This window comes from Streptomyces himastatinicus ATCC 53653 (genome assembly GCF_000158915.1).
Taxonomy (GTDB): Bacteria; Actinomycetota; Actinomycetes; order Streptomycetales; family Streptomycetaceae; genus Streptomyces; species Streptomyces himastatinicus.
On the sequence record NZ_GG657754.1, the window covers coordinates 159,595 to 185,165 of the forward strand.

Annotated in this window: 19 protein-coding genes and 1 pseudogene; 7 read left to right on the top strand and 13 right to left on the bottom strand. The window is 70.4% G+C overall.

From position 1 onward, the window contains the following. Positions 1 to 25 precede the first annotated feature (25 nt). A complete protein-coding gene (locus SSOG_RS00730) occupies positions 26 to 691 on the top strand; it encodes a GntR family transcriptional regulator (RefSeq protein ID WP_009712262.1) in 666 nt (221 codons plus the stop codon). Between the two features lie 82 nt (positions 692 to 773). Here the strand turns inward: SSOG_RS00730 and SSOG_RS00735 are convergent, their stop codons facing one another. Further along, positions 774 to 2,603: a helix-turn-helix domain-containing protein gene (locus tag SSOG_RS00735; protein ID WP_039936224.1), complete on the bottom strand. Its 1,830-nt coding sequence runs from the start codon at positions 2,601 to 2,603 to the stop codon at positions 774 to 776. 330 nt (positions 2,604 to 2,933) lie between these two features. Here SSOG_RS00735 and SSOG_RS00740 point away from each other — a divergent pair, with 330 nt between their 5' ends. The 4 genes from SSOG_RS00740 to SSOG_RS00755 all read left to right on the top strand — a co-directional run bounded on the left by SSOG_RS00740 (position 2,934) and on the right by SSOG_RS00755 (position 8,225). Next, a complete protein-coding gene (locus tag SSOG_RS00740) occupies positions 2,934 to 4,283 on the top strand; it encodes an MFS transporter (RefSeq protein ID WP_009712264.1) in 1,350 nt (449 codons plus the stop codon). Between the two features lie 36 nt (positions 4,284 to 4,319). Next, a complete protein-coding gene (locus SSOG_RS00745; RefSeq protein WP_009712265.1) occupies positions 4,320 to 5,711 on the top strand; it encodes a protoporphyrinogen/coproporphyrinogen oxidase in 1,392 nt (463 codons plus the stop codon). A gap of 44 nt (positions 5,712 to 5,755) precedes the next feature. Then, positions 5,756 to 6,649: a dihydrodipicolinate synthase family protein gene (locus SSOG_RS00750; protein WP_009712266.1), complete on the top strand. Its 894-nt coding sequence runs from the start codon at positions 5,756 to 5,758 to the stop codon at positions 6,647 to 6,649. 64 nt (positions 6,650 to 6,713) lie between these two features. Continuing rightward, positions 6,714 to 8,225: an aldehyde dehydrogenase family protein gene (locus SSOG_RS00755; protein ID WP_009712267.1), complete on the top strand. Its 1,512-nt coding sequence runs from the start codon at positions 6,714 to 6,716 to the stop codon at positions 8,223 to 8,225. Positions 8,226 to 8,232: 7 nt separating this feature from the next. On the opposite strand, the gene SSOG_RS00760 is transcribed toward SSOG_RS00755, so the two are convergent. Continuing rightward, the gene (locus tag SSOG_RS00760) at positions 8,233 to 8,625 is read right to left on the bottom strand and encodes a cupin domain-containing protein (protein WP_009712268.1); all 393 of its coding nucleotides are present in this window, start codon (positions 8,623 to 8,625) and stop codon (positions 8,233 to 8,235) included. A 61-nt stretch (positions 8,626 to 8,686) separates the two neighbouring features. Beyond that, positions 8,687 to 9,583 (bottom strand): alpha/beta hydrolase, encoded by an 897-nt coding sequence (locus tag SSOG_RS00765; RefSeq protein WP_050800228.1) that lies wholly within the window; start codon positions 9,581 to 9,583, stop codon positions 8,687 to 8,689. Between the two features lie 112 nt (positions 9,584 to 9,695). On the opposite strand from SSOG_RS00765, the gene SSOG_RS00770 reads away from it, so the two are divergent. Next, complete coding sequence (locus SSOG_RS00770) at positions 9,696 to 10,730, top strand: PucR family transcriptional regulator (RefSeq protein ID WP_009712270.1); 1,035 nt, start codon at positions 9,696 to 9,698, stop codon at positions 10,728 to 10,730. Positions 10,731 to 10,801: 71 nt separating this feature from the next. Here SSOG_RS00770 and SSOG_RS50665 read toward each other — a convergent pair. Continuing rightward, positions 10,802 to 11,016: pseudogene (locus tag SSOG_RS50665) on the bottom strand (MBL fold metallo-hydrolase); the annotation flags it as partial. 103 nt (positions 11,017 to 11,119) lie between these two features. On the opposite strand from SSOG_RS50665, the gene SSOG_RS50670 reads away from it, so the two are divergent. Continuing rightward, positions 11,120 to 11,431, top strand: coding sequence for a hypothetical protein (locus SSOG_RS50670; RefSeq protein WP_009712271.1), 312 nt, complete (start codon positions 11,120 to 11,122; stop codon positions 11,429 to 11,431). A gap of 57 nt (positions 11,432 to 11,488) precedes the next feature. On the opposite strand, the gene SSOG_RS00780 is transcribed toward SSOG_RS50670, so the two are convergent. From SSOG_RS00780 to SSOG_RS00820, 9 genes are all read right to left on the bottom strand, one after another. Continuing rightward, positions 11,489 to 11,995, bottom strand: coding sequence for an inclusion body family protein (locus SSOG_RS00780; protein ID WP_009712272.1), 507 nt, complete (start codon positions 11,993 to 11,995; stop codon positions 11,489 to 11,491). Positions 11,996 to 11,999: 4 nt separating this feature from the next. Beyond that, positions 12,000 to 13,853 carry an alpha-keto acid decarboxylase family protein gene (locus SSOG_RS00785; RefSeq protein ID WP_009712273.1) on the bottom strand — a complete coding sequence of 618 codons (1,854 nt, stop codon included), beginning with the start codon at positions 13,851 to 13,853 and terminating at the stop codon, positions 12,000 to 12,002. Continuing rightward, positions 13,850 to 15,895 (bottom strand): flavin monoamine oxidase family protein, encoded by a 2,046-nt coding sequence (locus tag SSOG_RS00790; protein WP_009712274.1) that lies wholly within the window; start codon positions 15,893 to 15,895, stop codon positions 13,850 to 13,852. Before SSOG_RS00790 ends, SSOG_RS00785 begins: the two co-directional genes overlap by 4 nt. Positions 15,896 to 16,265: 370 nt before the next feature. After that, complete coding sequence (locus tag SSOG_RS00795) at positions 16,266 to 18,944, bottom strand: endo-beta-N-acetylglucosaminidase (RefSeq protein ID WP_039936227.1); 2,679 nt, start codon at positions 18,942 to 18,944, stop codon at positions 16,266 to 16,268. 49 nt (positions 18,945 to 18,993) lie between these two features. Next, positions 18,994 to 21,156 carry a glycoside hydrolase family 3 protein gene (locus tag SSOG_RS47965; RefSeq protein ID WP_009712276.1) on the bottom strand — a complete coding sequence of 721 codons (2,163 nt, stop codon included), beginning with the start codon at positions 21,154 to 21,156 and terminating at the stop codon, positions 18,994 to 18,996. Continuing rightward, entirely contained in the window at positions 21,143 to 22,444 is a 1,302-nt protein-coding gene (locus SSOG_RS00805) for a glycoside hydrolase 5 family protein (RefSeq protein WP_039936229.1), read from the bottom strand. Before SSOG_RS00805 ends, SSOG_RS47965 begins: the two co-directional genes overlap by 14 nt. 1 nt (position 22,445) lies before the next feature. Beyond that, positions 22,446 to 23,315 carry a carbohydrate ABC transporter permease gene (locus SSOG_RS00810; protein WP_009712278.1) on the bottom strand — a complete coding sequence of 290 codons (870 nt, stop codon included), beginning with the start codon at positions 23,313 to 23,315 and terminating at the stop codon, positions 22,446 to 22,448. Further along, the gene (locus tag SSOG_RS00815; protein WP_009712279.1) at positions 23,315 to 24,265 is read right to left on the bottom strand and encodes a carbohydrate ABC transporter permease; all 951 of its coding nucleotides are present in this window, start codon (positions 24,263 to 24,265) and stop codon (positions 23,315 to 23,317) included. Before SSOG_RS00815 ends, SSOG_RS00810 begins: the two co-directional genes overlap by 1 nt. Then, complete coding sequence (locus tag SSOG_RS00820) at positions 24,262 to 25,560, bottom strand: ABC transporter substrate-binding protein (RefSeq protein WP_039936230.1); 1,299 nt, start codon at positions 25,558 to 25,560, stop codon at positions 24,262 to 24,264. Before SSOG_RS00820 ends, SSOG_RS00815 begins: the two co-directional genes overlap by 4 nt. Positions 25,561 to 25,571 lie beyond the last annotated feature (11 nt).

Consider the following 25,571-nt stretch of genomic DNA (forward strand, 5'->3'; position numbering starts at 1 on the left):
CGCTGGGAGAGGTCAAGGGGGTTTCATGCAGCACGTGGCGACCGAGCCGAGGGGCGAGGAGCTGTCCCTCGCCGAGCGCGCCTACCGCGCCATCCGCGACCGGCTCGTCATGCTCGAGATCCGCCCGGGGGCGCCGATCAACGAGGACCAGCTGGCCCAGTCCCTCGGCGTCGGCCGGACGCCGGTGCGCGAGGCACTCAAGCGGCTCCAGTACGAGCGCCTGATCACGACCTACCCCCGGCGCGGCACCTTCGCCACCGACGTCAACATCACCGACCTGGCCCATATCTCCGAGGTGCGCCAGGAGCTGGAGCCGCTGGCCGCCGCCCAGGCCGCGCGGCGCGCCACGGCCGCGGACCGCGCGGTCCTGGCGGGTGCGCTACGGGAGCTGGGGAGCGTGGATTCCCATCGGCACGGTGCCGATGAGCTGATGCGCCTGGACCTCCAGGTCCACCGCGCCATCTACGCCGCCACCCACAACCCGTACCTGGAGGACACCCTCGTCCGCCACGACAACCTGGCGACGCGCATCTGGTGTCTGTTCATCGACCGGCTGTCCGACATGGCGGGCCACGTCGAAGAGCACGGGCCGCTGCTCGAGGCGATCGTCGCCGGTGACCCCGAGAAGGCGGCCCAGCTCGCCCGCGACCATGTCGAGGGCTTCGAGCGGGCCATTCGCGCCGCGATCTGAGGCGCCGTAAGGCATGCGCTGAAGCGCCGTAACGCATCGGCCCGAGGCCCCCGTAACGCATCGGCTGAAGCGCCGTTCCGCGTCAGTGCGCGGTGTCCCGCGGATCGTCCCGGCGCAGCCGGGGCCTGCCCGCCAGGGTGGTCCACAGATGCGGGGCGGCGTCGTCCTCGGGGAGCTGGGCGATCATGAAGCGGACGCAGCGTTCGATCTTGACCCGCCACAGGCGGGCCGCCTCGTTCCCGTCGGCCTTGCGCAACGCCTCGTGGACGGCGGTGTCTTCGTCGCTGATGGCGTCGCACGCCTGGCTGTAATCCATGTCCAGCACCGTGACGAACATGCGCAGACGGGCCGTGAGCCGTTCGAAGGTGTGCGCCGCCTGCGGGAGGTCCGCGGTGCGGGCGAGGGCGTCCTGATACCGCAAGTCCTCTTCGCGTATGCGGGCGTGGTCGTTGTCCCGGGCGGCGTCGCGGACCTCCGCCAGCGCCGCTGAGGCCGGGGCGAGCTGGTCGGGCCCGAGCATGGCGACGCGCCGGATGAGCAGCGCGCCCAGGCTGGCCCGCAGGGCGTAGAGATCGAGGACGTCCTTCGGCGTGACGGTGGGGACGGCGGTCGCACCGCCCGGGAGCAGATCGAGCATGCCCTCCTCGGCCAGCGCCCGGAGCCCCGCGCGGACGACCCGGCGCGAGAGGCCGAGGCGGGCCGCGAGCGGTGTCTCCCGGACACGGTCGCCGGGCCGGTGGCGATCGGCGAGTACGGCTTCGCGCAACAGGCCCACGACGGGATCGGTCGTGAGGGGAGCACCGGGCGGCTCGTCGGGGGATGTGAACGTGGTCGCCGTGGGGACGTCGGCGTGGCCGGGCGCGCACACGTCCCGGGCGTTCGAGTCGTTGCCGGACCCACAGATGGCCGGGGTGTCGTACACCGGGCGCGGGGCGGCGACGCGGGTGAAGGGGTCCGCGGACGGGGTCCAGGTGGTGGACCAGGTCAGCAGCGCGTCACGGAGGCGGTGCGGATCGGGGGCGCTCCCGGGAGCGGGCCGGGCCTCGGTGGCGAGGAGGCGCCGGGTCTCGTCGGTCCACTCCGCCGGGCCGGGTACGTGGTGCCAGCGCAGCCTCGGGGACACGTCCTGGCACCCGGCGCGGCCTTCCGCGGGTACGCCGTGTGCCAGGACGTGCACCACTTCCCCGGTGTCGGCCGCCGCCTCCGCCCGCTCCAGGAACGTGCGCAGCGCGGGGTGGCCCGTCCAGGGTGTGTCCCGCGTGTGCCGGCCGCCCCGGAGCGCGGCGAAGGCGGAGGCCACGGCCAGGACGTGGGGCGCCTCCCGCTCCTGGCCGAACAACCGGTCCGCGCAGGTGCGCACGGCCCGGCCCCGGCCCGTCCGGGCCGTCACGGCGAGCACGCACACCGGTGGCGCGATGAACAGGCCGACCACCTCCTCGGTGCGGTTCGGCAGGGACCACGCCCGGCGCTGCCCGGTCGTGGCGCCCGCCCCCGGCCGGACGCGGTAGGCCCGCCAGACCCGGCTCACGGTGCTCTGGCTCAGGCCGGTTTCGGCCGCCATGGAACGCGTCGACCAGACGTGTCCGGCACCGGGCGGCGGTGGCGTGAGGGTGCGGACGAGGACATGGGCCACGGTGTCGTCGTCCGCCGCTGGCGGCCGCCCGGGACGGGGCTGCTCGTCCAGGCCCGCCAGCCGTTCGGCGAGGAAGCGGGCGCGCCACTTGCCGACCATGTCGCGGGAGATGCCGAGGCGCGTGGCCACGCCGCTGTTGGTGGGCTCGTCCTCGCAGGCCAGCACGATCCGCGCGCGCAGCGCGCGGGCCTGCGAGCAGCTGCGGCTGCGGGTCCATGTCCGCAGTGCGGCCCGTTCGGCCTCGGTGAGGATCATGGCATTGCGGGGGCGGCCGACCATGGCGGCAACCGTAGCCGAACTTCTGATTCAGGTGTACCCCGGTGCCGGGTCGGACGCCGGGGGCATTGTTGGCCGCCCTTGGCCTTCACATACTTCGATGCCATCCGGCGGCCACGCTGCCGGACTCCCCAGGAAACCGTGAGTTCGCGACCTCGGAACCGCGGTGTGTCCGGCCCGGGCCGCCCTCACCAGGGCGGCGACCGGGCGTCCGGCACCGACGACATGACATCAACCCCGACCTGGACCGGACGGCCCCGCCTCGGGCACGTCCGGGAACCGCTCCCGGAGGCTGTGATGACCGCAAACGCAGGCGCAAACGCAGGAAACAGAGTGGATGACGCCCCCCTGTCGGGCTTCCACAAGAAACTCGCGCTGTACTCCTCCGGGGGCCCGTTCCTCGACGGCTACGTCCTGAGCATCATCGGCGTCGCCATGGTGCAGATCACGCCGCAGCTGGACCTGTCCGACTCCGCCCAGGGCCTCATCGGCGCCTCGGCGCTCATCGGCATCTTCCTCGGTGCCTTCGTGGGCGGCTGGCTGACCGACAAGTTCGGCCGGCAACTCCTGTACACCATCGACCTGATCGCCATCATCGTCTGCTCGGTCGCCCAGTTCTGGGCCGCCGATCCGGTGTGGCTGTTCATCCTGCGCCTGCTGATCGGCATGGCGGTCGGCGCGGACTACCCCATCGCCACCTCCCTGCTGGCCGAGTTCACGCCGCGCCGCTACCGGGGACCGCTGCTGGGCGGCCTGGTCGTCATGTGGTTCGTGGGCGCCGCCACCGCGTACGTCGTCGGCGAGATCCTGTTGTCGGCCGGCGACGACGGGTGGCGGTGGATGCTCGCCAGCGCCACGCTGCCCGCCACGATCATCGTGCTGCTGCGCCACGGCACACCCGAGTCGCCGCGCTGGCTGGCCAACAAGGGCCGCACCGAAGAGGCCGAGGCCATCCTGAAGAAGGTCTACGGTCCCGAGGCGACGATCGCCGACCTGTCGGCGGAGGAGCACGAGGACATCGACGTCACGGCGATCATGCGGTCCGGCTACGGCGGGCGGATGCTGTACATCTGTGTGTTCTGGACCTGTTCCGTCGTCCCGCTGTTCGCCATCTACGCCTTCGGCCCGAAGATCCTGGACGCGCTTCAGCTCGAAGGCGGCCTCGCCAACATCGGGGAGGCGCTGATCACCGTCATGTTCCTCCTCGGCTGCGTGATCGCCCTGCTCGGGGTGAACCGGATGGGCCGCCGCACCCTGGTCATCCACAGTTTCGTCTGGTCGGGGCTGGCCCTGCTGCTGCTCGGCATCTTCCCCCACGCCCCCTCGGGCGTGATCATGACCCTGTTCGCCCTGTACGCGATCATCATCGGCGGCACCCAGATCCTCCAGTGGATCTACCCGAACGAACTGTTCCCCACCGAGGTGCGCGGCTCCGCCGTCGGGCTGGCCTCCTCCGTCAGCCGTATCGGCGCCGCCGTCGGCACCTATCTCGTCCCACTGGCCCTGACCAGTTGGGGCATCGGCGGCACCATGATCGCCGCCGCCGCGATCAGCCTCGTCGGCGCCCTCGTGTCCGTCCTGTGGGCGCCCGAGACCCGGGACATGGCCCTGCACGAAGCCGCCGCGTTGCCTACCCGCACCGGCGAGAGTGCCGAGACCGCCGGACGCCCGGCGAGTGTCTGACCGCTGTCATCTCCCCCGCAATGGCCAGGGAAGGACATGATGAAGGACGTAGTGATCGTCGGAGGCGGCATCGCGGGGCTGTCCGCGGGCTGGCGACTGCGGCACTGGGACACGCTGGTGCTGGAGTCCGAGGGCCGGGTCGGCGGACGCATCCGCTCCGAGCGCCGCGGACCGTACTGGCTCAACTGGGGCGGGCACGTCTACGCGGGCGGAAACTCCTCCACGGCGTGGCTGCTGCGCGACACCGGCATCGACTCGACCCCGGTGACCGGATCGCTGGCCGGGCTGGCCATGAACGGCAAGCTGCTCCTCAGCGGCCGGGTGGAGAGCTATCCGTTCCGGATTCCCATGCCGTGGTCCGCCCGCGCCGGGATGATGAAGGCCGGTGCCAAGGTCGCGCTCGCCGTCGCCAAGTACGCGAGGATCGTGCGGTTGCGGCCCGGTGAGGACGAGGCCGCCCGCCAGCGGCGGGTCTACGACTTCATGAACGACCGCAGCTTCTCCGACTTCGTGGGCGACCTGCCCGAGGACGCCGAAGCGCTGTTCAAGCCCACGGTGACCCGCTCCGCCGCCGACATCGACCAGATCTCCGCCGGTGCCGGTGTCGGCTACTTCAGCCTGGTGTGGAACATCGGCGGGGGCCTCACGCAGAGCATCCTCGGCGGCCCCTCCACCCTCACCGAGGGCATCGCCGCGGCCCTGTCGGACCGGGTGCGGCTGAACGCCACCGTCGACGAGATCGTCCACAAGAAGGACTCGGTCGTCGTCCGCTACCGGCAGGACGGGGTGGAGCGGGAGGTCGAGGCGCGCTGCGTGGTGCTGGCCACTCCCGCGACCGTCAGCCACCGGATCGCGGTCGACCTCGACCGCGAGGTCCGGGAAGCCCTGTCGAAGGTCGTCTACGGCCCGTATGTGAGCGCGGCGTTCCTCACCAACGAGACGGGGCGTCAGGTCTGGGACGGCGCCTATGCCATCGCGACGCCGAAGCGGTCCTTCAACGTCCTGCTGAACATGTCGAACATCGCGCGCGGTCTGGAGCCGGAACGCCGTCCCGGCAGCAGCATCATGACGTTCTCGCCGGGCAGTCTGGCGCGGTCGCTCCTCGAACGCGACGACGACGAGATCCGCCGGACCTACCTCGACGACCTGGACCAGGTCCTGCCGGGGTTCCCCGAGAAGGTCGTCGAAGCCGAGGTGCAGCGCTGGCCCACCGGCGCGCCTTACTGCTTCCCCGGCCGCGGGGCGTTGCAGCAGACCCTGACCCGCCGCAGCGGCCGGGTCCTGCTGGCCGGTGACTACCTCGGCACCCTCTACACCGAGACCGCGATCCAGACCGGCCTGTCCGCGGCGCAGGAGGCGCAGAGCCTGCTGGCCACCGACCGTCAGACCATCCCGCACGACCTGGCGCCCCTGCGCGCCGTCACCTGAGTCCACCGCCCCTGTCCCCCAGTTTCTTCCGAGGAGACTCAAGCATGTCGTCACAGCTGAGCGGTGTCCTGACCGCCCTTGCCTCACCGTTCGCGCCGGACGGACAGATCGACGAGAAGACGCTGCGCCGCCTGGTCGACCGCAGCGTCGACGGCGGGGTCGACGGTGTCGTCGCCTGCGGATCCACCGGGGAGTTCGCGGCGATGAACGGCGCGGAGCGGCGCCAGGTGGTCGAGACCGTCGTCGACCAGGTGGCCGGACGTGTGCCGGTGATCGCGCAGACCGGTGCGGTGAGCACGAAGGAAGCCGTCGCGCTGTCCCGCCACGCGCAGGCCGCCGGAGCCTCGGTCCTGATGGTCGTCGCCCCGTACTACGAGCCGCTGACGATGGACGAGACGCTGTGCTATCTGCGCACCGTGGCCGACGCCGTGGACATTCCGATCATGCTCTACAACCTGCCCGATGCCACCGGTGTCCCGCTCCCGCCGGAAACCGTCGGACAGCTCGCCCACGAGGTCGAGAACATCCAGTACATCAAGGACACCAGCGGCGACATGGCCCAGGCCGGGCAGCTGATCCACCGGTACGGCGACGTCATCGCCACCTTCATCGGCTGGGACAGCCTCCTTTTGCAGGCCATCTCCGAGGGCGCCGCCGGTGTCATGGCCGGGACCGCGAACGTGATCCCCGCCGAACTCGTCTCCATCCACCGGGCGTTGCGCGACGGCGAACTCGAGCGCGCGCGAGCCGAATGGGCGCGGATCTACCCGCTGATGGACACCATGATGTCCGCGCCGTTCATTCCGGCGGTCAAGGCCGCCCTGGAGGCGGCCGGGTTCCCCATCGGGCCTCCCCGCGAGCCGCTGCTCGGCCTCGACGCCGCCACGACCGCCCGGATCTCCGCCCTGTACGAGGAGCTTCGCCAGCGGTCGGCGTGACGCGCCCCGGGCACCCCCACCGCATCCCGGCTGTTTCCCACCACCACCCAGGGAGCCACTGATCATGAGCACTGCCGCCGCTTCCACGACGGTCACCGTTCGCCGCGCGACGGACGCACCGCCGCTGATCTCCGCTGCCGACCTTCCTCCGGCCGGCCACTTCGTGGACGGGACATTCCCCGACGGATCTCCTGGTCGCGTCATCGATGTGGTCGATCCGTGTACGGAGGGCGTCATCGCCCGGATTCCCGAGGGAACCGCCGAGGACATCGACCGGGCGGTCGCCGCAGCGGCGCGGGCCAAGGGCCCGTGGGGGCGGCTGGTCCCCAAGGACCGCTCGGAGGTGCTGCACGCCATCGCCGACCGGCTGGCCGAGAACACCGACCTGCTCGTCAGGCTGGAGTCGGCGAACACCGGCAAGCCGCTCGCGGTGTCGAAGGACGACGTCGCCATGACCGTCGACACCTTCCGCTTCATGGCCGGTGCGGTGCGCGCGGCCACCTCGATGGCCGCCGGTGACTACGTCGAGGACCATCTGTCGGTCATCCTGCGGGAACCCCTCGGGGTCATCGGCGTGATCACCCCGTGGAACTATCCCCTGCTCATGGCGGCCTGGAAGCTCGCCCCCATCCTCGCCGCGGGCAACTCCCTGGTCATCAAGCCGTCCGAGCAGACCCCGCTGACCACGCTGAAGTTCGCCGAACTCGTCGCCGATCTCCTGCCGCCCGGAGTGGTGAACGTGGTGACCGGCTACGGCGCGGAGGCCGGGGCCCGGCTCGCCGAGCACCCGGACGTCGACATGATCGCCCTGACCGGTTCGGTCCCCAGCGGCCGCGCCGTGGCCCGGGCCGCCGCCGACTCCCTCAAGCGCGTGCACCTCGAACTCGGCGGCAAGGCCCCGGTTCTGATCTTCCCGGATGCCGATCTGGCGGCCGCCGCCTCGGCCCTGCGGGAAGCCGGGTTCTGGAACTCGGGCCAGGAGTGCGGGGCCGCCTGCCGCGTCCTCGTCCACGAATCGGTCGCCGAGGAGTTCGTCGGCCACCTCGTCGGCGAGGTACGGGCGCTGGTCGTCGGCGACCCACGCTCCGGCGAGGAGGTCGAGGTCGGCCCCATGGTTTCCAAGGCACACTTCGACCGGGTCACCGGATACGTGGAGCGCGCGAAGAGCGAAGGCGCCCGCGCGGCGACGGGCGGCGAGGCCCTCGACGGCCCCGGCTACTTCATCGCCCCGACCGTGCTGGTCGACCTCCCCGAAGGCGCCGAAGCCACCCACCAGGAGATCTTCGGCCCGGTGGTCACCGTCGAGACCTTCGCCGAAGAGGACGAGGCGGTACGCCGGGCCAACGAGGTCCCCCTGGGCCTGTCCGCCTCGGTGTGGACCGAGAACGCCCGCCGCAGTCACGACGTCGCCGCGCGCCTCGACAGCGGAACGGTCTGGGTCAACTCGCATCTCGTACTGGCCGCCGAGGTCCCCTGGGGTGGCTTCAAGGGATCCGGCTACGGCCGGGACCTGTCGCTCTACGCCCTGGACGACTACTCACGCACCAAGCACGTCATGCACCACCACGGGCGCTGATCCCGCCTCAGGCTCCGGTCCGCTTCTCCAGGCGGCTGCCGCGGGGCAGGGTGACGGACATGATGTCGCTGGGGCCGGGACCGTCCAGCGCGAGGCGGTGCCACCGCCCGCGCGGGACGATGGCCGCGGTTCCGGCCCCCAGCCTGATCTCCTCCTCGTCTCCCGGCTGCTCCGGGCGGAAGAAGAGGCGGATCCCGCCGGTGAGGCAGGACACGACCTCGTCCGCCTCGGAGTGGACTTCCCAGTGGTCGGCGTGCAGGTCGGCGTCGGACTCCACGTGGAAGGTCATCAACTGCCAGCCGTCCCGGCCGGGGTCGAACACGGGTTGCGAGGCACGCACCCGGCCGCCCTCGTCAAGGTGGAGGAAGGAGGCGAAGAGATCGATCGGGGTGACGGTCATGGTGAGACGTCCTCTCGGCGGTGAGCTTCATGGGTGATCGGTCTGCACGGTCGCGGCCGCCTCATGCGGCCAGGGCGCGGCGTACGGCGGCGCTGAGTTCGGCGATCTGGCGCTGCGACACCTCGGCGGACAGGATCGCCTGCGAGCCGTGGAACGTGCCCGGCCACTGGTGCAGTTCGACCGAGACGCCCGCCCGCAGCAGCCGCACCGCGTAGTCGATGTCCTCGTCGCGGTTCGGGCACAGCTCCGCGGTGGCGACGTAGGCCGGTGGCAGGCCGGACAGGTCGTCGGCCCGCGCGGGGGCGGCATACGGCGTGGCGGGGCGGGAGCCCAGATAGTGCCGCCACGACGTGGCGATCTTGTCGCGGGTGAACCAGGGCGTATCGGTGAAGTTCCGCGCCGACCACGTCTCCTGCCGGTCGTCCAGGCCTGCCTGGTTGAGGAGTTGGAAGCGGATCGCCGGTCCTTGTTCGTCACGCGCCCGCAAGGCCACCGCGGCCGCGAGCCCACCGCCCGCGCTGTGGCCTCCGACCGCGATCCGCGCCGGGTCGATGCCGAGGTCGGCCGCGTTCTCGGCCGTCCAGGTCAGTACGGCGTAGGCGTCGTCCAGGGCGGCCGGGAACCGGTTCTCCGGGGCCGGGCGGTAGTCCACCGAGACCACCACCGCGCCGGAGCCCTCCGCGAGCCGGGCGGCCCACGGGTGTTCGGTGTCCAGGTTCCCCATGACGAATCCGCCGCCGCGCAGCCAGACGATGGCACCCTGCGCCCGCTGCGGGCGGTAGATCCGCACCGCCACGTCCGGGTCGGCGGGCACGGTGCGGTCCTCGACCTCCATACCGGCGACGTCCGGTGCCGGGACCGCGGCGGCCAGCCCGGCGAGGTTCTTGCGCGCGGTGACCGGGTCGGTCAGGTCCGCGGGAGGGAACAGCGGGACGAATGCTTCGAGTTCGGGATCCATGACGACCATCCTCACGGCCGCCGTCCCCGGGGTCATCCGCCGTTCGTCGCGCATCCCGCCCCGGTAGCGCGCCGATCGGCTCGGCGCGCCCCGGTCCTTCTATCCTTCTGCCATGGAGGCACTGGCGGTACGGCTGTCGGGACTGGATCCGTACGTCGACGGAGCGATCCGCGTCGTCGTCTTCTACGACACGTTGATGCGCCGACGGGTGGATCTCCCGGCGCTCGTGCGGGCCTCGGCGGGCCTGGCCGAGTGCGTCGCCGGGATCCGGCTCCACGGCACGGGCCGGACGATCCGTGTCTCGCCCCACGGTACGGAGGCGTCCACCCCACCCGCGCCCCGGTCCAGCACGGCACCGATCATCCTGGACGACGAGGAGATCGGCGTGGTGTGGCTGGAACGGCCCGGCCCGGCCAACCCGCTCGACGACATGCTTCTCGACCGGCTCGCCATCGCCGCCGCGTCGGCCGTCGAACGGTACGGTCCGGCCCGCACCACGATGGCCGACCCCGCCCTCGTCGAACTGGCCATCAGCGACGGCAGCGACGAGGCCGCCCGCGCGCGGGCGCTACGGCTCCTGGGGTTCGCCGCCGAGGTGCCGGTTCACGTGGTCGCCGTACGCGCGCGGCTGCCGCTCGACCGGATCGGCGCCCTGATCTGCCCGTCCCGCCCGGTGAAGGCGGCGCCGCTCGCCGACCTGGGCGTCATCCTGGCCACCACCGTGGACCGGGCCCGGTTCCCCGCGGACGTACGGGCGGGCATCGGCGCCGCCGAAGGCCCCGACCGCTCCTGGCACGACGCCCGCACCGCCCTCCGCTTCACCACCACCCGCCGACCGGTCGTCCACCACGACGAACTGGGGGCACTGGCTCTCCTCGCACAGGTGCCGCAGGACACCGCGCGGGACAACCCCGACGTGGCCGCGATCGCCCGCATCGCGGGCACCCCGGACGACCTGGAGACACTGGACGCCTACTGCACCACCGGCTCCCTGCGCCGGGCCGCCGACGTCCTCCACCTCCACCACAGCAGCGTCGCCCGCCGGCTGGACCAGATCGCGAAGACCCTGGGCATCGAACTCACCGAACCCACCGGGCTGTTACGGGCCACCGTCGCCCTCACCGCATGGCGGCTGCTCAACGGCTGAGGACCCGAGCGGCGGGCGGCTCCCACACGGCGTGGTCGTGGGCGAAGAGCACCAGGTGGTCGGCGGCGAACTCGGCGGGCGGTGGCCAGTTCCGTGGCCTGGACGAGGCCGGAGACGCCCGTCAGCAGGGGGTTGCCGCCGCAGTGGTCGAAGTGGAGGTGGCAGTTCACCACGAGGGTGATGTCGGCGAGGGCGGCACCGGCCGCCGCCAGCGCGGCCGGGAGGCGCGGCGGTGGGGGCGGTAGTGGGCATCGGTCTCGGGGCTGCCGGTGCCGATGCCCGTGTCGAGGCGGGCTCCAGCGAAAATCCTGTGCGTGCAGGTATCCAGAGAGGTGGTCAGTCGGTCTGGAACGCCATACCGACCGCAGCACTCCGGGAAGGAGTCCGGCATGATGCGCCGCCTCACCACCACGGCAGGGATTCTGGCCGCCGCAGGAGCCCTCGTCCTCGGCATGGCTCCATCGGCCTCCGCCGCTCACGGCGACCTCTTCAACAGCACCTGGCGCGTCGTCAACCCCAGTGGCTGTATTTCCGTACCCCTGGAAGACAACAGGTTCCACGTGTACAACCAAACCAATGAATACGCCATCGCCTACATGAACAACGACTGCACCGGACCTGTCATCGATGTGATCCCGCCCGACGGCGAGTCCGACGGAGGTGAGATCGCCGTTCTGGGACGGGCCGTCTGGATCCGCTGACGCCCATGCACGACGGGGTGGACGGCGCGGGCAAGCGCGCCGTCCACGTGGTGACCGTCAGGAGCGTTTGTCGATGGTGATGAACGGGTCCCATTGGAAGTACCCCACCGGCTTCAGGTCAGCGTCCAGGACCTGGAAGTAGAAGCGGTACGTGACCCGGCCGATCTTGCGGACGTCCGCCTCCCAGTAGTGGTCCTCGTAGTCCTGCGTGACGAAGTCCGGCCTGCCGTCGGACCCCTCCTTCGGCATCGGATAGGTGCCGTCGCCCACCACGACCCGCGGCGTGCTGATCAGCGGATCGCCGCTCACGTACCGGTAGAGCAGGGCGCTGTACTCGCTGTTGAGCGACAGGGTCGTCTCGCGCCAGCGGATGATGTCCCGGGGGTTGGCCCGGAAGTTCAGCTCGGCTCCCGACGTGCCGACGACGCGGTCGTGGCGGGTCGTCATGTAGATCAGCTCGTGGTCGACCTGGGTCGGCGCGTCGGGATTCCTCGACGCGCTGGTATAGAGCTTGGCGATCGAGAAGGCGTCGAACGCGATCATCACGTTGATGATTTCGGACATGTTCCTAACCCCTTTTCTCTTGCACCTTGTAGGCCATCGCCCGCGGGTAGTCGTGCCGGTGCAGGCGGACGCGGACCAGCAATGGCCCGGCGTTGAGCGGATCGGTGGGGTCGGCGAGACGGGCCAGCAGCTCGTCCAGCTCGGAGGTGTGCGCGATGCTGATCCCGTTCGCCGGGGTGTTCTTGCCGGAGAACACCTCCGCGAGGCGGTCGTAGTGCCACGGGTGGAGGACGTTGTAGAAGTCCGCCTCCTCCGGCTCGCCCGTGCCGTCAGGGCTGTCCCGGTCGGCGTAGTAGGACGGGTGCACCAGCATCTGCTCGATGCCGTAGAAGTGCCCGTTGTCCATGACGAACACCACCGACCGCAGCCCGAGCCGGGTGTGGGTGGAGATCTCCTGGCAGGTCTCCTGGAAGGCTCCGTCGCCGACGAACACCATCGGGCGGGCGTGATGGCGCTCGGGGGCCAGCGCGGCGCCGGTGGCCGCGCCGACGGACCAGCCGATGGACAGCCAGCTGATCTGCGACAGGAACCCGCCCGCGGGCAGGCTCAGGTTCATCGAGCCGATGAGGGAGAACGCGGCGTCGGAGACGACCGTCCAGTCGCCCTGCGTCTCCTGGCCCAGGAAGTGGTTGATCCGGTCGAACACGCCGTCGTAAGTGAGGCGTTCGGCGTGCCGGGAGCGCGAGCCGCCGCTGCGGAGCGTGGCGCGGTGGCTCCGCAGGCTGGCGGGGCGGTCACCGGGCGCGCCGTGGTGGGCGTGGGCCTCGGCGTAGTAGTCGGCGGTCAGTCCTCCGGAGCCGAAGCGCTTCACCAGCGCGTCCTGGAGGGCGGGCAGGAGCCGCTCCAGCTGGACGTCGGGGAAGTACCGGGTGCCGACGCTGACACCGCCCCGGGCGGCCATCACCCAGTCGGTGCCGACGTACTGGTCCCCGCCGAGGTTCTTCGACGTGGACCAGGCGCCGAGGCCGATCCGGCAGGTGGCCCACTCCTTGAAGATCCAGTGCACATCGGGGTGGCTGGCCGCGCCGTTGTAGACGCCGTGGAACTGCTGGAGTTCCTCGTCGACGACGGCCTTGGCGCCGACGGTGGTGCAGAACGGCACCCCGGTGGCCTCCGTCAGCTCGGTGAGCGGCCCGCCGAGGCGGAACCGGTCGATCTCCTCACCGGCCCAGATGATCGGGCGGGGCCTGCCGTCCGGGCCGGGGTGTTCGTCGATCAGGGTGAGGACGGCGTCCACCGCGTTGTCCAGCATGGTCTGGTTGCGGGTGCTGAACGGCCGCTCGCGGCGGAGGAGGGGCTGCTCGGCGACGGCGCAGGGCTCGTCCCACAGGTCCTCCATGACCTCCAGGTAGACGGGCCTGCGCTCGGACAGGCAGGCGGTGAGCGCGGCATCGATCTGGCCGGGGGCGAGACCCGGGTTGGAGATGACCTGCGCCTCCACGGTGACCTGCCGGTAGACGTCCAGGTTGCTCTCCCGGCGGGGGCTCATATGGGAGGTGAGCATGCCGATGGCGCGGTAGTTCTGCCACTGCTCGTACGGCGGGCAGGCGTTGATGGCGATGAGCGGGACGTGTTCGACGTAGGCGCCGCCGCAGGCGTTGAGCAGGTTGAACGCGCCGACGCTGTAGGTGACCGCGGCCGCGCCGATGCCGTGGACGCGGGCGTAGGCGTCGGCGGCCTGGCCCGCGCCGCCCTCGGTGGGGGTGCCGACCCACTCGACGTCGCCCTCGGCCCGCAGGGTGGTGAGGAAGGGCCCCAGGTGATTGCCGGGGACCCCGAACAGATGGGTGATGCCCAACTCGGCCAGGCGGCGGGCCAGATAGCGGGCGACCGTGCACTCGGGGAAGATCGCGGTCATGAACGGCCCTCCCGGTGCGCGCCCGGGGTGGTGACCGACGGGGCCCGGTGGACGGCGGTCGCGGCGCGGAGGGCGCTCTCCAGTGCGCCCTCGATCCAGGCGTGCTTGAGGGAGGTGTGCTCCCCGGCGAAGTGGACGGGGCCTTCGGGGCGGGACACGTCCAGGTGGAAGCTGGTCATCTGATTCGCGGTGTAGATGGCGGCCTCGCCGAACGCGTACGGGTCGCGGGCCCAGCTCTTGGTGGCGCCCCGGCCGGTGAAGAACACCTCGATGCGGCGGCCGTGCAGGGCCTGGAGGTTGCGCAGGGCGTAGACGTAGCGCTCGTCGTCGCGCATGGAGTCCCAGCGCGCGGCGTCGTCGGACCAGGAGTACGAGGCGAGCACCACGCCCCCGGTGCTGCCCTCGACCCGGTGCGAGGGGTAGTACATGAACCGGTTGGGGTTGTCGGTGGCGGAGCCCCCTCCGAAGCAGTGGGAGGCGGGGCGGACCGCGGGGCCGCGCAGCGGCATGGTGCTGTTGAGCTGCCGCATGTCCGCGGTGACGCTGCTGTCCTTGACCGCGGCACCGAGCAGCCCGGCGCCCGCCTCGGCGCCGAACGCGAGGGCGGGAGCGGTGTCGGCGTCCTGCCCGCCGCTCTGCTGGTAGTGCTCGTAGAGCCCCGGGCCGATGCTCTCCAGTTCGTTGCGCCAGTCCTCCTCGGTGAACTCCCACCACCGGTGGCTGAACTCCAGCAGCACCTTGGTCGCCTGGTCGTAGTGGGTCTCGATGATGGCGCGGCGCTTCTTGTACGACATCGAGGGGACGATCTCCACGAAGCGCAGCGCGGAGAACGGGATGGTGACGATCGCCAGGTCCGCGGTCCACAGGCGCGGCGGGGCCTGCGGGTCGTTCTCGGGGACGGTCTGCACGGCCACGCCCCACCCGTCGGGTCCGACGGCACCGGTGCCCTCGGGGTCGGCGTCGCGGCTGGGGTCGTGGTATTCGAGGCGGATCATGCGGTGGCCGAGCTTCACCTCGTCGCGCAGGCCCTGGTGGAGGGCGTGCGGCAGGCGCCAGCTGCCGCCGGGCACCTCCCAGTAGCGGACGCCCGGGTTGATGTCGCTGCGGCTCAGGAAGCTGTGGAAGAAGGAGAGATGGAGCCGCGAGGACATGTTCTCCAGGGTTCCGACGGCCTCGATCGCCTCATCGCTGAGCCCGCCGCACTCGCGCAGGAAGCCGCCCATGGAGTAGCCGTCGAAGTCGCGGATGACCCGGGCCCAGCCCTCGACCCACGCGTCGAACGGCTTGTTGACGCGCTGCCCGTCGACGATGTCGGAGTAGTAGTCGCGTACGTACTCCAGCGCGTCGTCCACCATCCTCACGACGGGGGCGCGGACCTCGTCGTCGGTGAGGTGGAAGCCCTCGTTGATCCGCTCGGGCGCGGCGGCGTAGTCGGCCCGCCGCACCTGGGTGCGGTTGGCGCGGATCCAGGAGTTGCCGCGCTTGTCGGGTTCCTGGAAGCCGGGGCTGTCCTCGCCGTGGGTCCAGGTGCGGCCGGTGAAGGACGTGTACGTCACGGGCGGGACGGCGACCTCGGGGCCGCTGCCGGTGGAGGGGTCGATGTCCACGTTGTAGAACTGGCGGCGGCCGAGCCCGAGCTTGTCGACGAGGGCGAGGACGAGCGGATGGAAGTCGGGCAACCGCATGGCCCCGGCCTCGGCGTACTGGGCGGAGTCGTCGAAGGGCTGATGGTGCTTGGTGGAGCGGAAGGTCTTGATGCGTCCGCCGACCCGGCTGGCGTTGGCCTCCAGGATGGTGACGTCGTGACCGGCGTCCTTGAGCAGACGGCCGGCGACGAGGCCGGTGATACCGGCGCCGACGATGAGGATCTTCTTGCGCGGATGCGGGGTGGGGCCGAGGTCGCCCGTGTCGATCAGAGTCTGGAGATAACCGAGCTTGAGATCCTTGTCGTCCGGCCCGATGAGGAGGAGCTCGCGAGCGAGCCTGAGACACGTCTGCCAGCGCGCACGGGTGGCGGAGTTGCCGCGTGGAGTGTCCGTCATAGCCCGGGATCCTAGATATGAAGAAACGATTATCCACTTATCCAGGAAGGTAATGCATTAGCAAAGTCCTAAAAGGACCGAACAGGCACATGACGGAATTTCAACTTGCCGACGATTTTCAATAAGAGACGGAAACTCACACCCGGGACGAAAGAGAAAAGAGAGTGACACGGAGGGCGCCGCAGGTCAGTGCACCGGTTGACCTATCGAACTGACCAGCGAATATACACCGTCAGATATCGTTGGCCAAAGCTGAATTCGAACGAGAGAACGCCATCGCGCTGACGAATTCTATGGCCAACGCTTTTAGGGTTGCCCTCGTCCGGATTCATAAACCCGGCCCGGTTCCGCACCGGCGGCGCCCCCATGGTCAGTTGTCGCGCAGCACGGTCGTGGTTTTGTTCCCGGCGTAGTCCTCCAGGACCGCGATGACCTTACTGGTGGCGCTGGACATGGTGACCGTCATCGCCGCACGGGTGGTACGGCCGCGGACGATATACGGCTTGTTGCCCGAGCCGTAGGTCGTGGCGAACGACTTCGGCTGACCGTTCTCCAGGATCGTCAGCGTGTGCCAGTCCGCGAGCGTGGGGCGGGAGAAGGCGAAGGTGTTTCCCGTGATCTTCACGGCGGACTTGGGATACGGGCTGATGTCGGCGTCGGCGAACCTGCCGCGCACACCGGTGGCCGTGCCGTCGGCGGTCTTCGCGGTGAGCAGGTACGCGTCTCCGCTCACGGGTACGCCGGTCAGTGTCACGCCCGACTGGTTGCCCGGCACCGTGACCTCCTTGGTGAAGGGCTTGGAGGTGTCAAGGCCGCGGACGGCCACGGTGACGGGCTGCCCGGTCAGCTGCGGGGACCATGCCGCCTTCAGGGTGCCGTCGGGCGCCGCCTTGGCGGTCACGTCGGCCGGGGCCGTGGACAAGTCGAACGACACGGTCGCGGGCTTGCTCCGGGTGCCGTCGGGGCCGACCGCCACGAGCTTGATCTGCCCCGAGGTGGCGGTGAACCGCTTGACGTAGAAGACGTCGTCGTAGATGCCGCCGAGGTAGGTGTCGTCGAGGTAGACGTCGTAGCGGCGGACCGTGTCGTAGTCACTGCGCTGCCAGGACAGGAACAGCTCGTCGCTTCCGGGCAGCAACTGGTCGATGCGCAGCTTCTTCGGTGCCGCCGGGGTGCGGTCGACGCCGTCGTGCAGTGCCAGGGCCCCCACGTTGACCTGGTAGTCCTTGATCGGCTGGGCGCCCGCGGCGACCACGAGGCCGAGCGAGGCGATGCGCTCCCCGGCGTACTTCGACAGATCGGCGGAGACGGTGGTCCAGCCGTCGGTGTGCTGACCGGAGCCCGAGAGCGGCACCTGGACCACCTTGCCCGGGTCGCAGGCGAGCACCAGCGCCAGCCACAGCTGGGAGTCGTCGTCCGCCGAGGGCTTGTTGTAGGTCAGGTCGAGTGTCGACGCCTTCGTGACGCTCAGGTCGGTCTTGTAGAGACGCATGGTGTTGTCGCTGTCGAGCGTGCCGCTGAGGACCAGGGAGCTGCCCCCGTTGTAGCCGCCGATCTTCCGGTACGAGAAGCGGTCGGCGGGCGTGTACTCGGGACCGTAGTCGAAGTCCGCCTTGAGGGACGACTTCGCGGCGTCGATCCACCACTGCCAGGTCACCGGTATGTCCTGGAGGTTGATGTTGCCCCACTCCGCGTCGTTGGAGAGCTTGCCGCCGCTCCAGGTCGACAGGCCATGCCCGGTGTTGAAGGACGTCGCGAAGGTGCTGCCCTTGATGACGGAGCGCTCGGCTATGTACTTCGACATGCCCTTCCACGTGCCCTCGGGCGTCGTGGCGCCCTGGGACGAGCCGGTCCACCAGCGGCGTTCCCGGTCGAAGACGGCCGACTGGGCCGTGTCGTCGGTCTTCTTGGCATAGTCGGAGGAGACGAAGTCGGCGCCGAGCGTGGCGATGCCGTTCATGGGCGCGCCGTCGGCGTCGAGGTTGTTGTCGAGGTCGTACGGCTGGTCGAACTGGTACATGCCCGCCTCGACACCGGCGAAGACGTTTCTGCGCGGATCGAGCCCCAGGCCCTTGGCGTAGGTCTTCGACTTGGTGAGCTTGGACTTGTTCCACCAGTAGTTGAGGAAGATGGAGTCGGACACATCGCCCGCGGCCGCGTCCCGGACGAACGGGGCGTTCACCGCGTTGAACTCGTTCTGGTACGAGATCCGGCCGGAGGAGTTGTCGATGGAGTCGTACCACTGCACATACAGTCCGCCGTCGCGCAGCTGCTTGAGGAACTTCTTGTACGTGGGGATGTCGGCCTGGGCGACCGCGTCCTCCTGGTTGACGAAATAGCCGTCGAAGCCGTAGTACTCGGCGACCTCGATGAGCTTCGCGGCGGCGGGGAAGCGGCCGTCGGCGTCCCGCTGGAGCAGTTCGCTGTACGCCTGATCGCCACGGTCGTTCGGGGAGAAGAAAACGCAGCCCAGCGACCGTACGCCGTTGGCGTGGGCGGCGTTGGTGTAGCCGGGGTTGGGGAGGTTGACCGCCCCGAACTCGAACCACTTCTCCTTCCAGTCCAGGTCGGGGTCGTAGTAGTCCACGGGCACGCCCTCGGTGGGCATGCCGTGCCAGGACGCGTACACATCGCTGTACTGCCAGTAGTTGAAGAGGTACTGGCTGAACTCGTTGGTGTACGGGTGGCTTTCGAAGAACGCGTTGCCGTAGTCGCCCGCGAGGGTGAGCATCTGGGTGTCGGAGGGCAGCGCCGGTGTGCGCTGGGTTCGCGCGTTGGGGGCGATGCGGGTCTGGAGAGGCACCTTGGCGCGCAGCAGTTCGGCGTCGGTGTCGTCCGCGGGGTTCCACCGCAGCAGGTCGGTGGAGGAGTAGCCGTGCTGGTAGGGCTGGTTGGCTCCGACGGCGCTCTCCCCCGGCCAGGGGAGGGTGTCGCTCGCCAGGGCGCTGCCGGCGCCCAGGGTCAGGGCCAGTACGGCCGCGAGCGCCCCGGTGCGTATGCGGGCCCTGGTCCGTCTTCTGGTGCCGTGGTGTCGCCGTTGTCGTGCCATGCCGTGTCCTCGCTTCCCTGGTGGGGGCGGATCGTCGTACGGAGATCCATCACGTACAGGTCGGTGCGGGCCCGTGCGGTCGCGCCCTCGGAGAAGCAGCGCGCGACGGGCAGGTCCCAGGCGACGGTGACGCGGCCGCGCGACGGTGCGGTGACCCGGTGGAAAGGCGAGGAGTTCCCGTCGCCGGGGCAGTACCGCCTCGCCGGTGCGGTGGCCGAACAGCGGCACGATGACCTCGGACTTCGGTGGCGGCGGGGTTGGTGACGACGACCTCGACGTGTACGGATCGCCCGGTCACGGCGGCGGTGAGGTGGTCGAAGGCGATGGTCCCGTAGCGCAGGCCGTACCCGAAGGGGAACAGCACCGGGTCCGGCGCGTCCCGGTAGACGTCGGCGGCCGAGTGGCGGTCGTTGTACCGCACGGGCACGGTTCCGGAGTGGCGGGGCGCGGTGAACGGCAGCAGACCGACCGGTTCACAGCCGCCCAGGAGCGCGCCGGTGATGGCGTCCGCGCCGTGCGGGCCGGGATACCCGGCCCACAGCACGGCGTCCGTGTGCTCCGTCACGGTGGTGAGCACATGCGGCCTGCCCGCGATCACCACCGCCACGACGGGGCATGCGGACCGGGCGCGTACGGCGGTGACCAGGTCGTTCTGGCCTCCGGGCAGCGACACGTCCGCGAGGTCGACGCCCTCTCCGGCGGTCGCCACCGCGGCGGGTCCCGCGGCGGCCCCGTTGTCGGCGAAGGCGTCGTCGTAGGCGCGGTGGCTCGTCCCGCCGAGGGCGAGGATCACGACGTCGGCGCCGCCCAGATCTGTCCGGGAAGGCAGGCCCGGCGGGCACACGATCTCGGCGTGGGGCAGCGCCCGGCGCAGCGCGTGTTCCAGGGAGACGGCCGATGACGCGGGCAGGGGCGGTACGTAGTCGCCCAGCATCGCGGTGACGTCGTGGGCGTTGGGCCCGGCGAGCACCACCTTGGTGAGGGATTGCGGGGTCAGCGGCAGCAGTTGGTCCGGGTTGTGCAGTAGGACCAGGGACTGGCGGGCCAGGCGGCCGGACAGCCGGTCCGTCGTGCGGGCGGCAAGGGTGAGCCGCTCGCGGTAGGGTACGGGCCGGCCCGGGCCGGTGTCCGTGCCCAGCAGGAGGCCCAGCCGGTGCTTGAGGGTGAGTACGCGGCGGCAGGCGGCGTCGATCAGTTCGGCCACGCGGGGGTCCTGTGCGGCGGCGGTTTCCAGCAGGGCGAAGGACTCGTCCCACAGCGACAGGTCCACCCCGGCGTCGAGGGCGGCCACGGCCGCGGCCTCGGGGCTTCCGGCCATCGCGGTCAGGCGGTCCACGGCCCGGCCGTCCGCCATGACGATGCCGTCGAACCCGCACTCGGCGCGCAGGAAGCCGGTGAGCAGGTCGCGGTTGGCGCAGCAGGGCACGCCGTCGATGTCGTTGTAGGCGGCCATGAAGCCCAGCGCCCCCGCCTCGACCGCTGCCCGGACGCTCGGCAGATGCAGTTCGCGCAGGTCGCGGGGGCCGATGACGGCGGACTGGCCGTTGCGTCCGCCGACCGCCTCGCCCTGGCCCGCCAGGTGTTTGAGGACGACGGCGACGCTGCCGGGCCCGTCCTGCATTCCGGTCACCACGGCACGGGTGAGTTCGGCGGCCAGCAGCGGGTCCTCGCCGAAACACTCCTCGGCCCGCCCCCAGCGCGGGTCGCGCAGCAGATCCAGCGCCGAGACCAGCGCCAGATGCACTCCGCTCGCCGCGAGTTCCGCGGCGACGGCCGCCGCCGCCTCGGTCAGCAGGGCCGGATCCCATCCGGCGGCGACGGCCAGGTTGGTGGGCAGCAGCGTTCCGCCGAGGGCCTGGTGGCCGTGGGGGGCCTCTTCCGAGAGGAGCACCCCGATACGGTGGCGGCCGCCCCGGGCCACTTCCTCCTGCACCAGGGCCGCGACCTCGGCGCGCTCCTCGGGCCGGATGCCGTCGTGCCAGGAGCGGCCCGACCAGGCGTCGGCGCGGAACACCCCGTACAGGGCGCCGAGGCCGCCCCAGCGGTCGATCTCGGTGCGGGCCCGGCGGGTGAGCCGGAAGCCGCCCCGGGGGTCGCGTTCGACGGCCTGCCAGCCGTACAGGCGCTGGTTGAGCTGGCCGACCTTCTCCCGCGGGGTCAGCTCGGTGAGGAGGCGTTCGACGGCGGCGGGGGCGTGTTCAGTGTTCGGCATGCGTGTGTGTCCTGCTCAGTACCTCGGCATCGCTGACCGAGGTGTAGAAGGTGTGTCCGGTCGGTTCGGCATGGACAAGGGAGGTGATGGCGCGGGCGCTCAGCGCGTCCGGGTCGGCGGCGGTCGCGGACGTGACCAGGGCGGGACGTGCCCCGGCCCGGGCACGCCGCATCCAGGTCTCGAACACGCCGCCGCCCGGGGACAGTTCGGCCCGGGACACGGGGACGTCCTCGGCGTCGACCGGGACCACGACCGCCTCTCGCCGGGTCGCGGGGCGCGACCGGCCGCGGAGTTCGGCGGCGAGCGCGGCGAAGCGCTCCCCGATGGGCTTCACCGCGCCATCGGTGGCGATCAGGCCCAGGCTGTGTTCGAGGTCCGGGAAGTCCCCGAGCCGCCGGTTCACGTCGTGGGAGCACCACCAGGTGATGCCCCACAGCGCCTCGCTGTCGGCCGCCGCCCGTACCGTGCCTTCGAGGAAGTCGGGCGCCTGATCCTCGGTGAGGTGGTTGAGCGGGGCGCCGACCTCCTGGAGCCACACCGGGCGGGCGGGGTCGACGGCGAAGGCGCGGGACAGCTCGATGAGATACGCGGCGTGGTGGACGCTCTCGTGGGACATGGCGCCGTACCCCTGCGCCGTGCCGTTGAAGATCCACGAGTGGACGACGCTCATGTGGCCGTACCGCGCGGAGTGGGCCGGGACGAAGGCATGGCCGTCGGCGTACCAGACGGCGTCGTATTCGGCGTTCAGCCGGAAGTGGCGGGGGTCGCGCGGGCCGGTGCCGTGCAGAGCGTCGAGCCAGGAGGCCACCTGGTGTGATGTGGCGGGCATCGGGTTGGGGTGCACCGCCGAGGTGAACTGGTTGACCTCGTTGCCCAGGGTGAGCCCGAGGAAGTTGGGCAGGTCGTGGAGCTGCTCGTCGAACGCCTCCACCAGCCGGGCCTGAGCGGCGATGGCATCGGGGTCGCTGAACATGCTGCGCCGGTGCCAGTCCGTCAGCCAGCTCGGCACGAAGTCGAAGCCGGACAGGTGCCCTTGGAGGACGTCGACGGCGGCGTCGAGCCCGGACTCGCCCGCGATCTCCACGACCGTGCGGATGTCCTGGAGGGCGCGGCGGCGGATCAGGGTGCGGTTCGGCTGCACCACGGGCCACAGCGGCAGGATGCGCACATGGTCGATCCCCAGGCCGGCCAGGGCCTTCATATCACGGCGGGTGCTCTCCGGGTCCGGGGCCAGCCAGGAGTAGAACCAGTCCTGGGAGGGCGTGTAGTTGACTCCAAACCTCAGCATCTCAACCTTTCAGGCCGCCGGCTTCCAGCCCGCGGAAGAAGTAGCGCTGGAGGACGGCGAAGAACGCCACGATGGGGGCCAAGGCGATGATGGTGCCGGCCGCGATGAGGCGCGGGTCCTCGTAGAAGGTGCCGCGCAGCCGGTTCAGGCCGACGGTGAGGGTGTAGTTCTGCTCGTCCGACAGGACGATGAGGGGCCACAGGAAGTCGTTCCACGAGCCGACGAAGGCGAAGATGGCCACCACCGCGATCACGCCCTTGACCTGCGGTACGGAGATCCGGATGAACCGCTGCCAGGCGTTGGCGCCGTCGACGATGGCGGCCTCTTCCAGCTCGCCGGGAAGGTTGCGGAAGGCGTTGCGCATGAGCAGCACGTTCAGCGCCGCCACCAGGGTCGGCAGGGCGACCCCGAACAGCGTGTTCACCAGTCCGGTGGCCCGGACGGTGAGGAACTGCGCGATCAGGACGGTCTCGGAGGGGACCAGCAGGGCGGCGACACAGATGGCGGTCGCCACGCCCCGGCCGCGGAAGCGCAGCTTGCCCAGCGCGTACCCGGCGCAGGTGGCTCCGACGACGTTGCCCACCACGGCCATGGCCGCCACCGCCAGGGAGTTCAGCAGATAGCGCGGCACCGGGATGCGGTCGAGCACCGTGGCGAAGTGGTCGAACGTGGGGTGTTCGGGGATCAGCTTCGGTGGCTGGGTGTACAGCGGCTCTCCGGCGCCTTTCAGGGACAGCGACAGCTGCCACACCAGCGGCCCCGCCAGGAGCACGGCCATGAGCAGGAGGACGAGGTAGCGCGCCGCGGAGCCCGGCGTGACCCTGCGCCGCCGGGCGGCAGCGGTCCGCGGGCGCGGACAGACCCGGACCATCAGGAACTCCTCTTGCGCTGGAGGGCGAGCTGCGCGAGCAGCAGCGCGCCGAGGATCACGAACATGACGAGGCTGATCGCGCCCGCGTATCCGGTGCGCGCCTGGAGCCCGGTGCCCTCGCGCTGGATCAGCATGGTCATGGTGAGGTCGCCCCCGCCCACTCCCCCGGTGCCGCCGGTGAGGACGTAGACCTCGCCGAACACGCGGAAGGCCGCCACGGAGGACAGCACGGCGATGAGCGTCATCGTGGACCGCACACCGGGGACCGTGACGGCCAGGAAGCTGCGCACCGCCCCGGCGCCGTCCATCGCCGCCGCGTCGTACAGGCTCTGGTCGATGTTGGCCAGGGCCGCCAGGTAGATGACCATGTAGTACCCGAGCCCGGTCCACACGGTGACGAACATGGCGCTGAAGAGCAGCAGCCACCGGTCGGTGAGGAAGGGAACGGGCTCGGCCACCGCATCGAGCGTGGAGAACAGGGCGTTGACCAGGCCGCGTTTGTCGAGCGTGGTCGTCCAGATCAGACCGACGACCACGGGCGACATGACGACCGGCAGATACATGGTGGTGCGGAAGAAACCGGTCAGCCGTCCCGCGCTGCTCACCAGGGTGGCGAGGACGAGCGGGAGGACCACCATGCAGGGCACCACGCACACGGTGTAGAGCGTGGAGTTCAGCAGGGCGGTGGTGAAGCGCTCGTCGGCGAACATCCGGCGGAAGTTGTCCCAGCCGACGAACTCCCCCTGCCGCAGCAGGGTCGAGTCCGTGAACGACAGCCCCAGGGTGTTCGCGAACGGCACCAGGACCATGAGCACGATGACCGTCAGCCCCGGCAGCAGGAACAGCCACGGCGTCAGGCCCCAGCGGTGCGTGGCCAGGACGGACCCCGCGCGGCGAGCCGGGCGCGCGGCTCGCTTCAGGGACGTACGGCGCTGAACGGAGAGGGTCACTTGTCCGCTTTCAGACGCTCGTTGGAGTACCGGACGGAGGCGTCCAGTGCCGCCTTCACGGACTTCTTGCCCAGCAGCGCCTGGGCGATCTGCTCCCGCAGCGTGTTGCTGTCGGCCGAGCCGGAGAACGCGGGCGGCCACCATACGACCGCCTTCCTCACCTGGTCGGCGCTCTCCCGTCGCACCGTGGTGGCCGGGTCCTTGTCGTCCTGGGTGAAGTACGCGTCGTCCAGCGTCCCGGCGGACGAGGGGAAGACCGACGCCTTCTTGGCGAAGGTGAGCTGATGGGCGGAGTCCGTGACGTACGTGGCGAAGGCGGTGGCCAGGGACTGGTTCTTGGTCGCGGCGTTGACGACGAGGGACTCGAGGTACATGTTGGGGGCGCTGTCGCTGATGCGCGGCCCGATGCCCAGGTCCTTGTAGACGTCGGGCGCGGTGGCCTTCAGATCGTCCAGGGTGTAGGAGCTGCCGGGCAGATAGGCCAGGCGCCCCGCCTTGAACTCCTCCACCTCCTTCGTCTGGAGGTTGTTCAGCGCCTCTTCGCCGATGCCCTTCTTGGCGTAGAGCTTGCGGAACCGCTCGACGTACTCCACGCCCTTGGCGTTGTTGTACGTGAACTTCTTCCCGCCCGCGTCCATGAGCGGTACGCCGTACTCGCCGAAGGTCTCGATGGCGGGCATCCTGGCGATCATCATCGTGTCCGAGCACTTCTCGGCCATGGTTTCGGCCTGGTCGAACAGCTCGTCGTAGGTGGCGGGCAGCTTGCCGGGGTTGAGCCCGCACTTCTTGAACAGCGCCTTGTTGAAGAAGGACGGCCCGGTGTTCAGGTACCACGGGTAGCCGTACGTGCCGCCGCCCAGGCCCTCGAAGGTCATGGCCTTCCACGCCTTGTCCACGTAACGGCCCTCGGCCTTCGGGTCAGCCTTGTTCAGGTCGAGCAGGACACCCGCCTTGGCCAGGGTGTAGGCGGACTCCGGGCCCATGTCGACCACGTCGGGGAGGGATCCGGCGGCGGCGTCGGCCGACAGCTTGTCCTGGTAGCCCTCCGCGGGCTGGTCGACCCATCTGATGTCGGTGCCCGGGTGGGCCTTCTCGAAGTCGGCGATGAGGTCCTTGAAGTACGAGGTGAACTTGTCGTTCTTCAGGTTCCAGGTCTGGAAGGTGATCTTGCCGGACACCTTTCCGTCCGACTTCTTCGTCGTCCCGTCGCCGCCGCCCATGACGCAGGCGGACAGCATCAGCGATCCGGCGGCGAGTCCCGCGATGAGCGCGGTCCGTCTTCCCGCTGGCGTCATTCGTCTTCTCC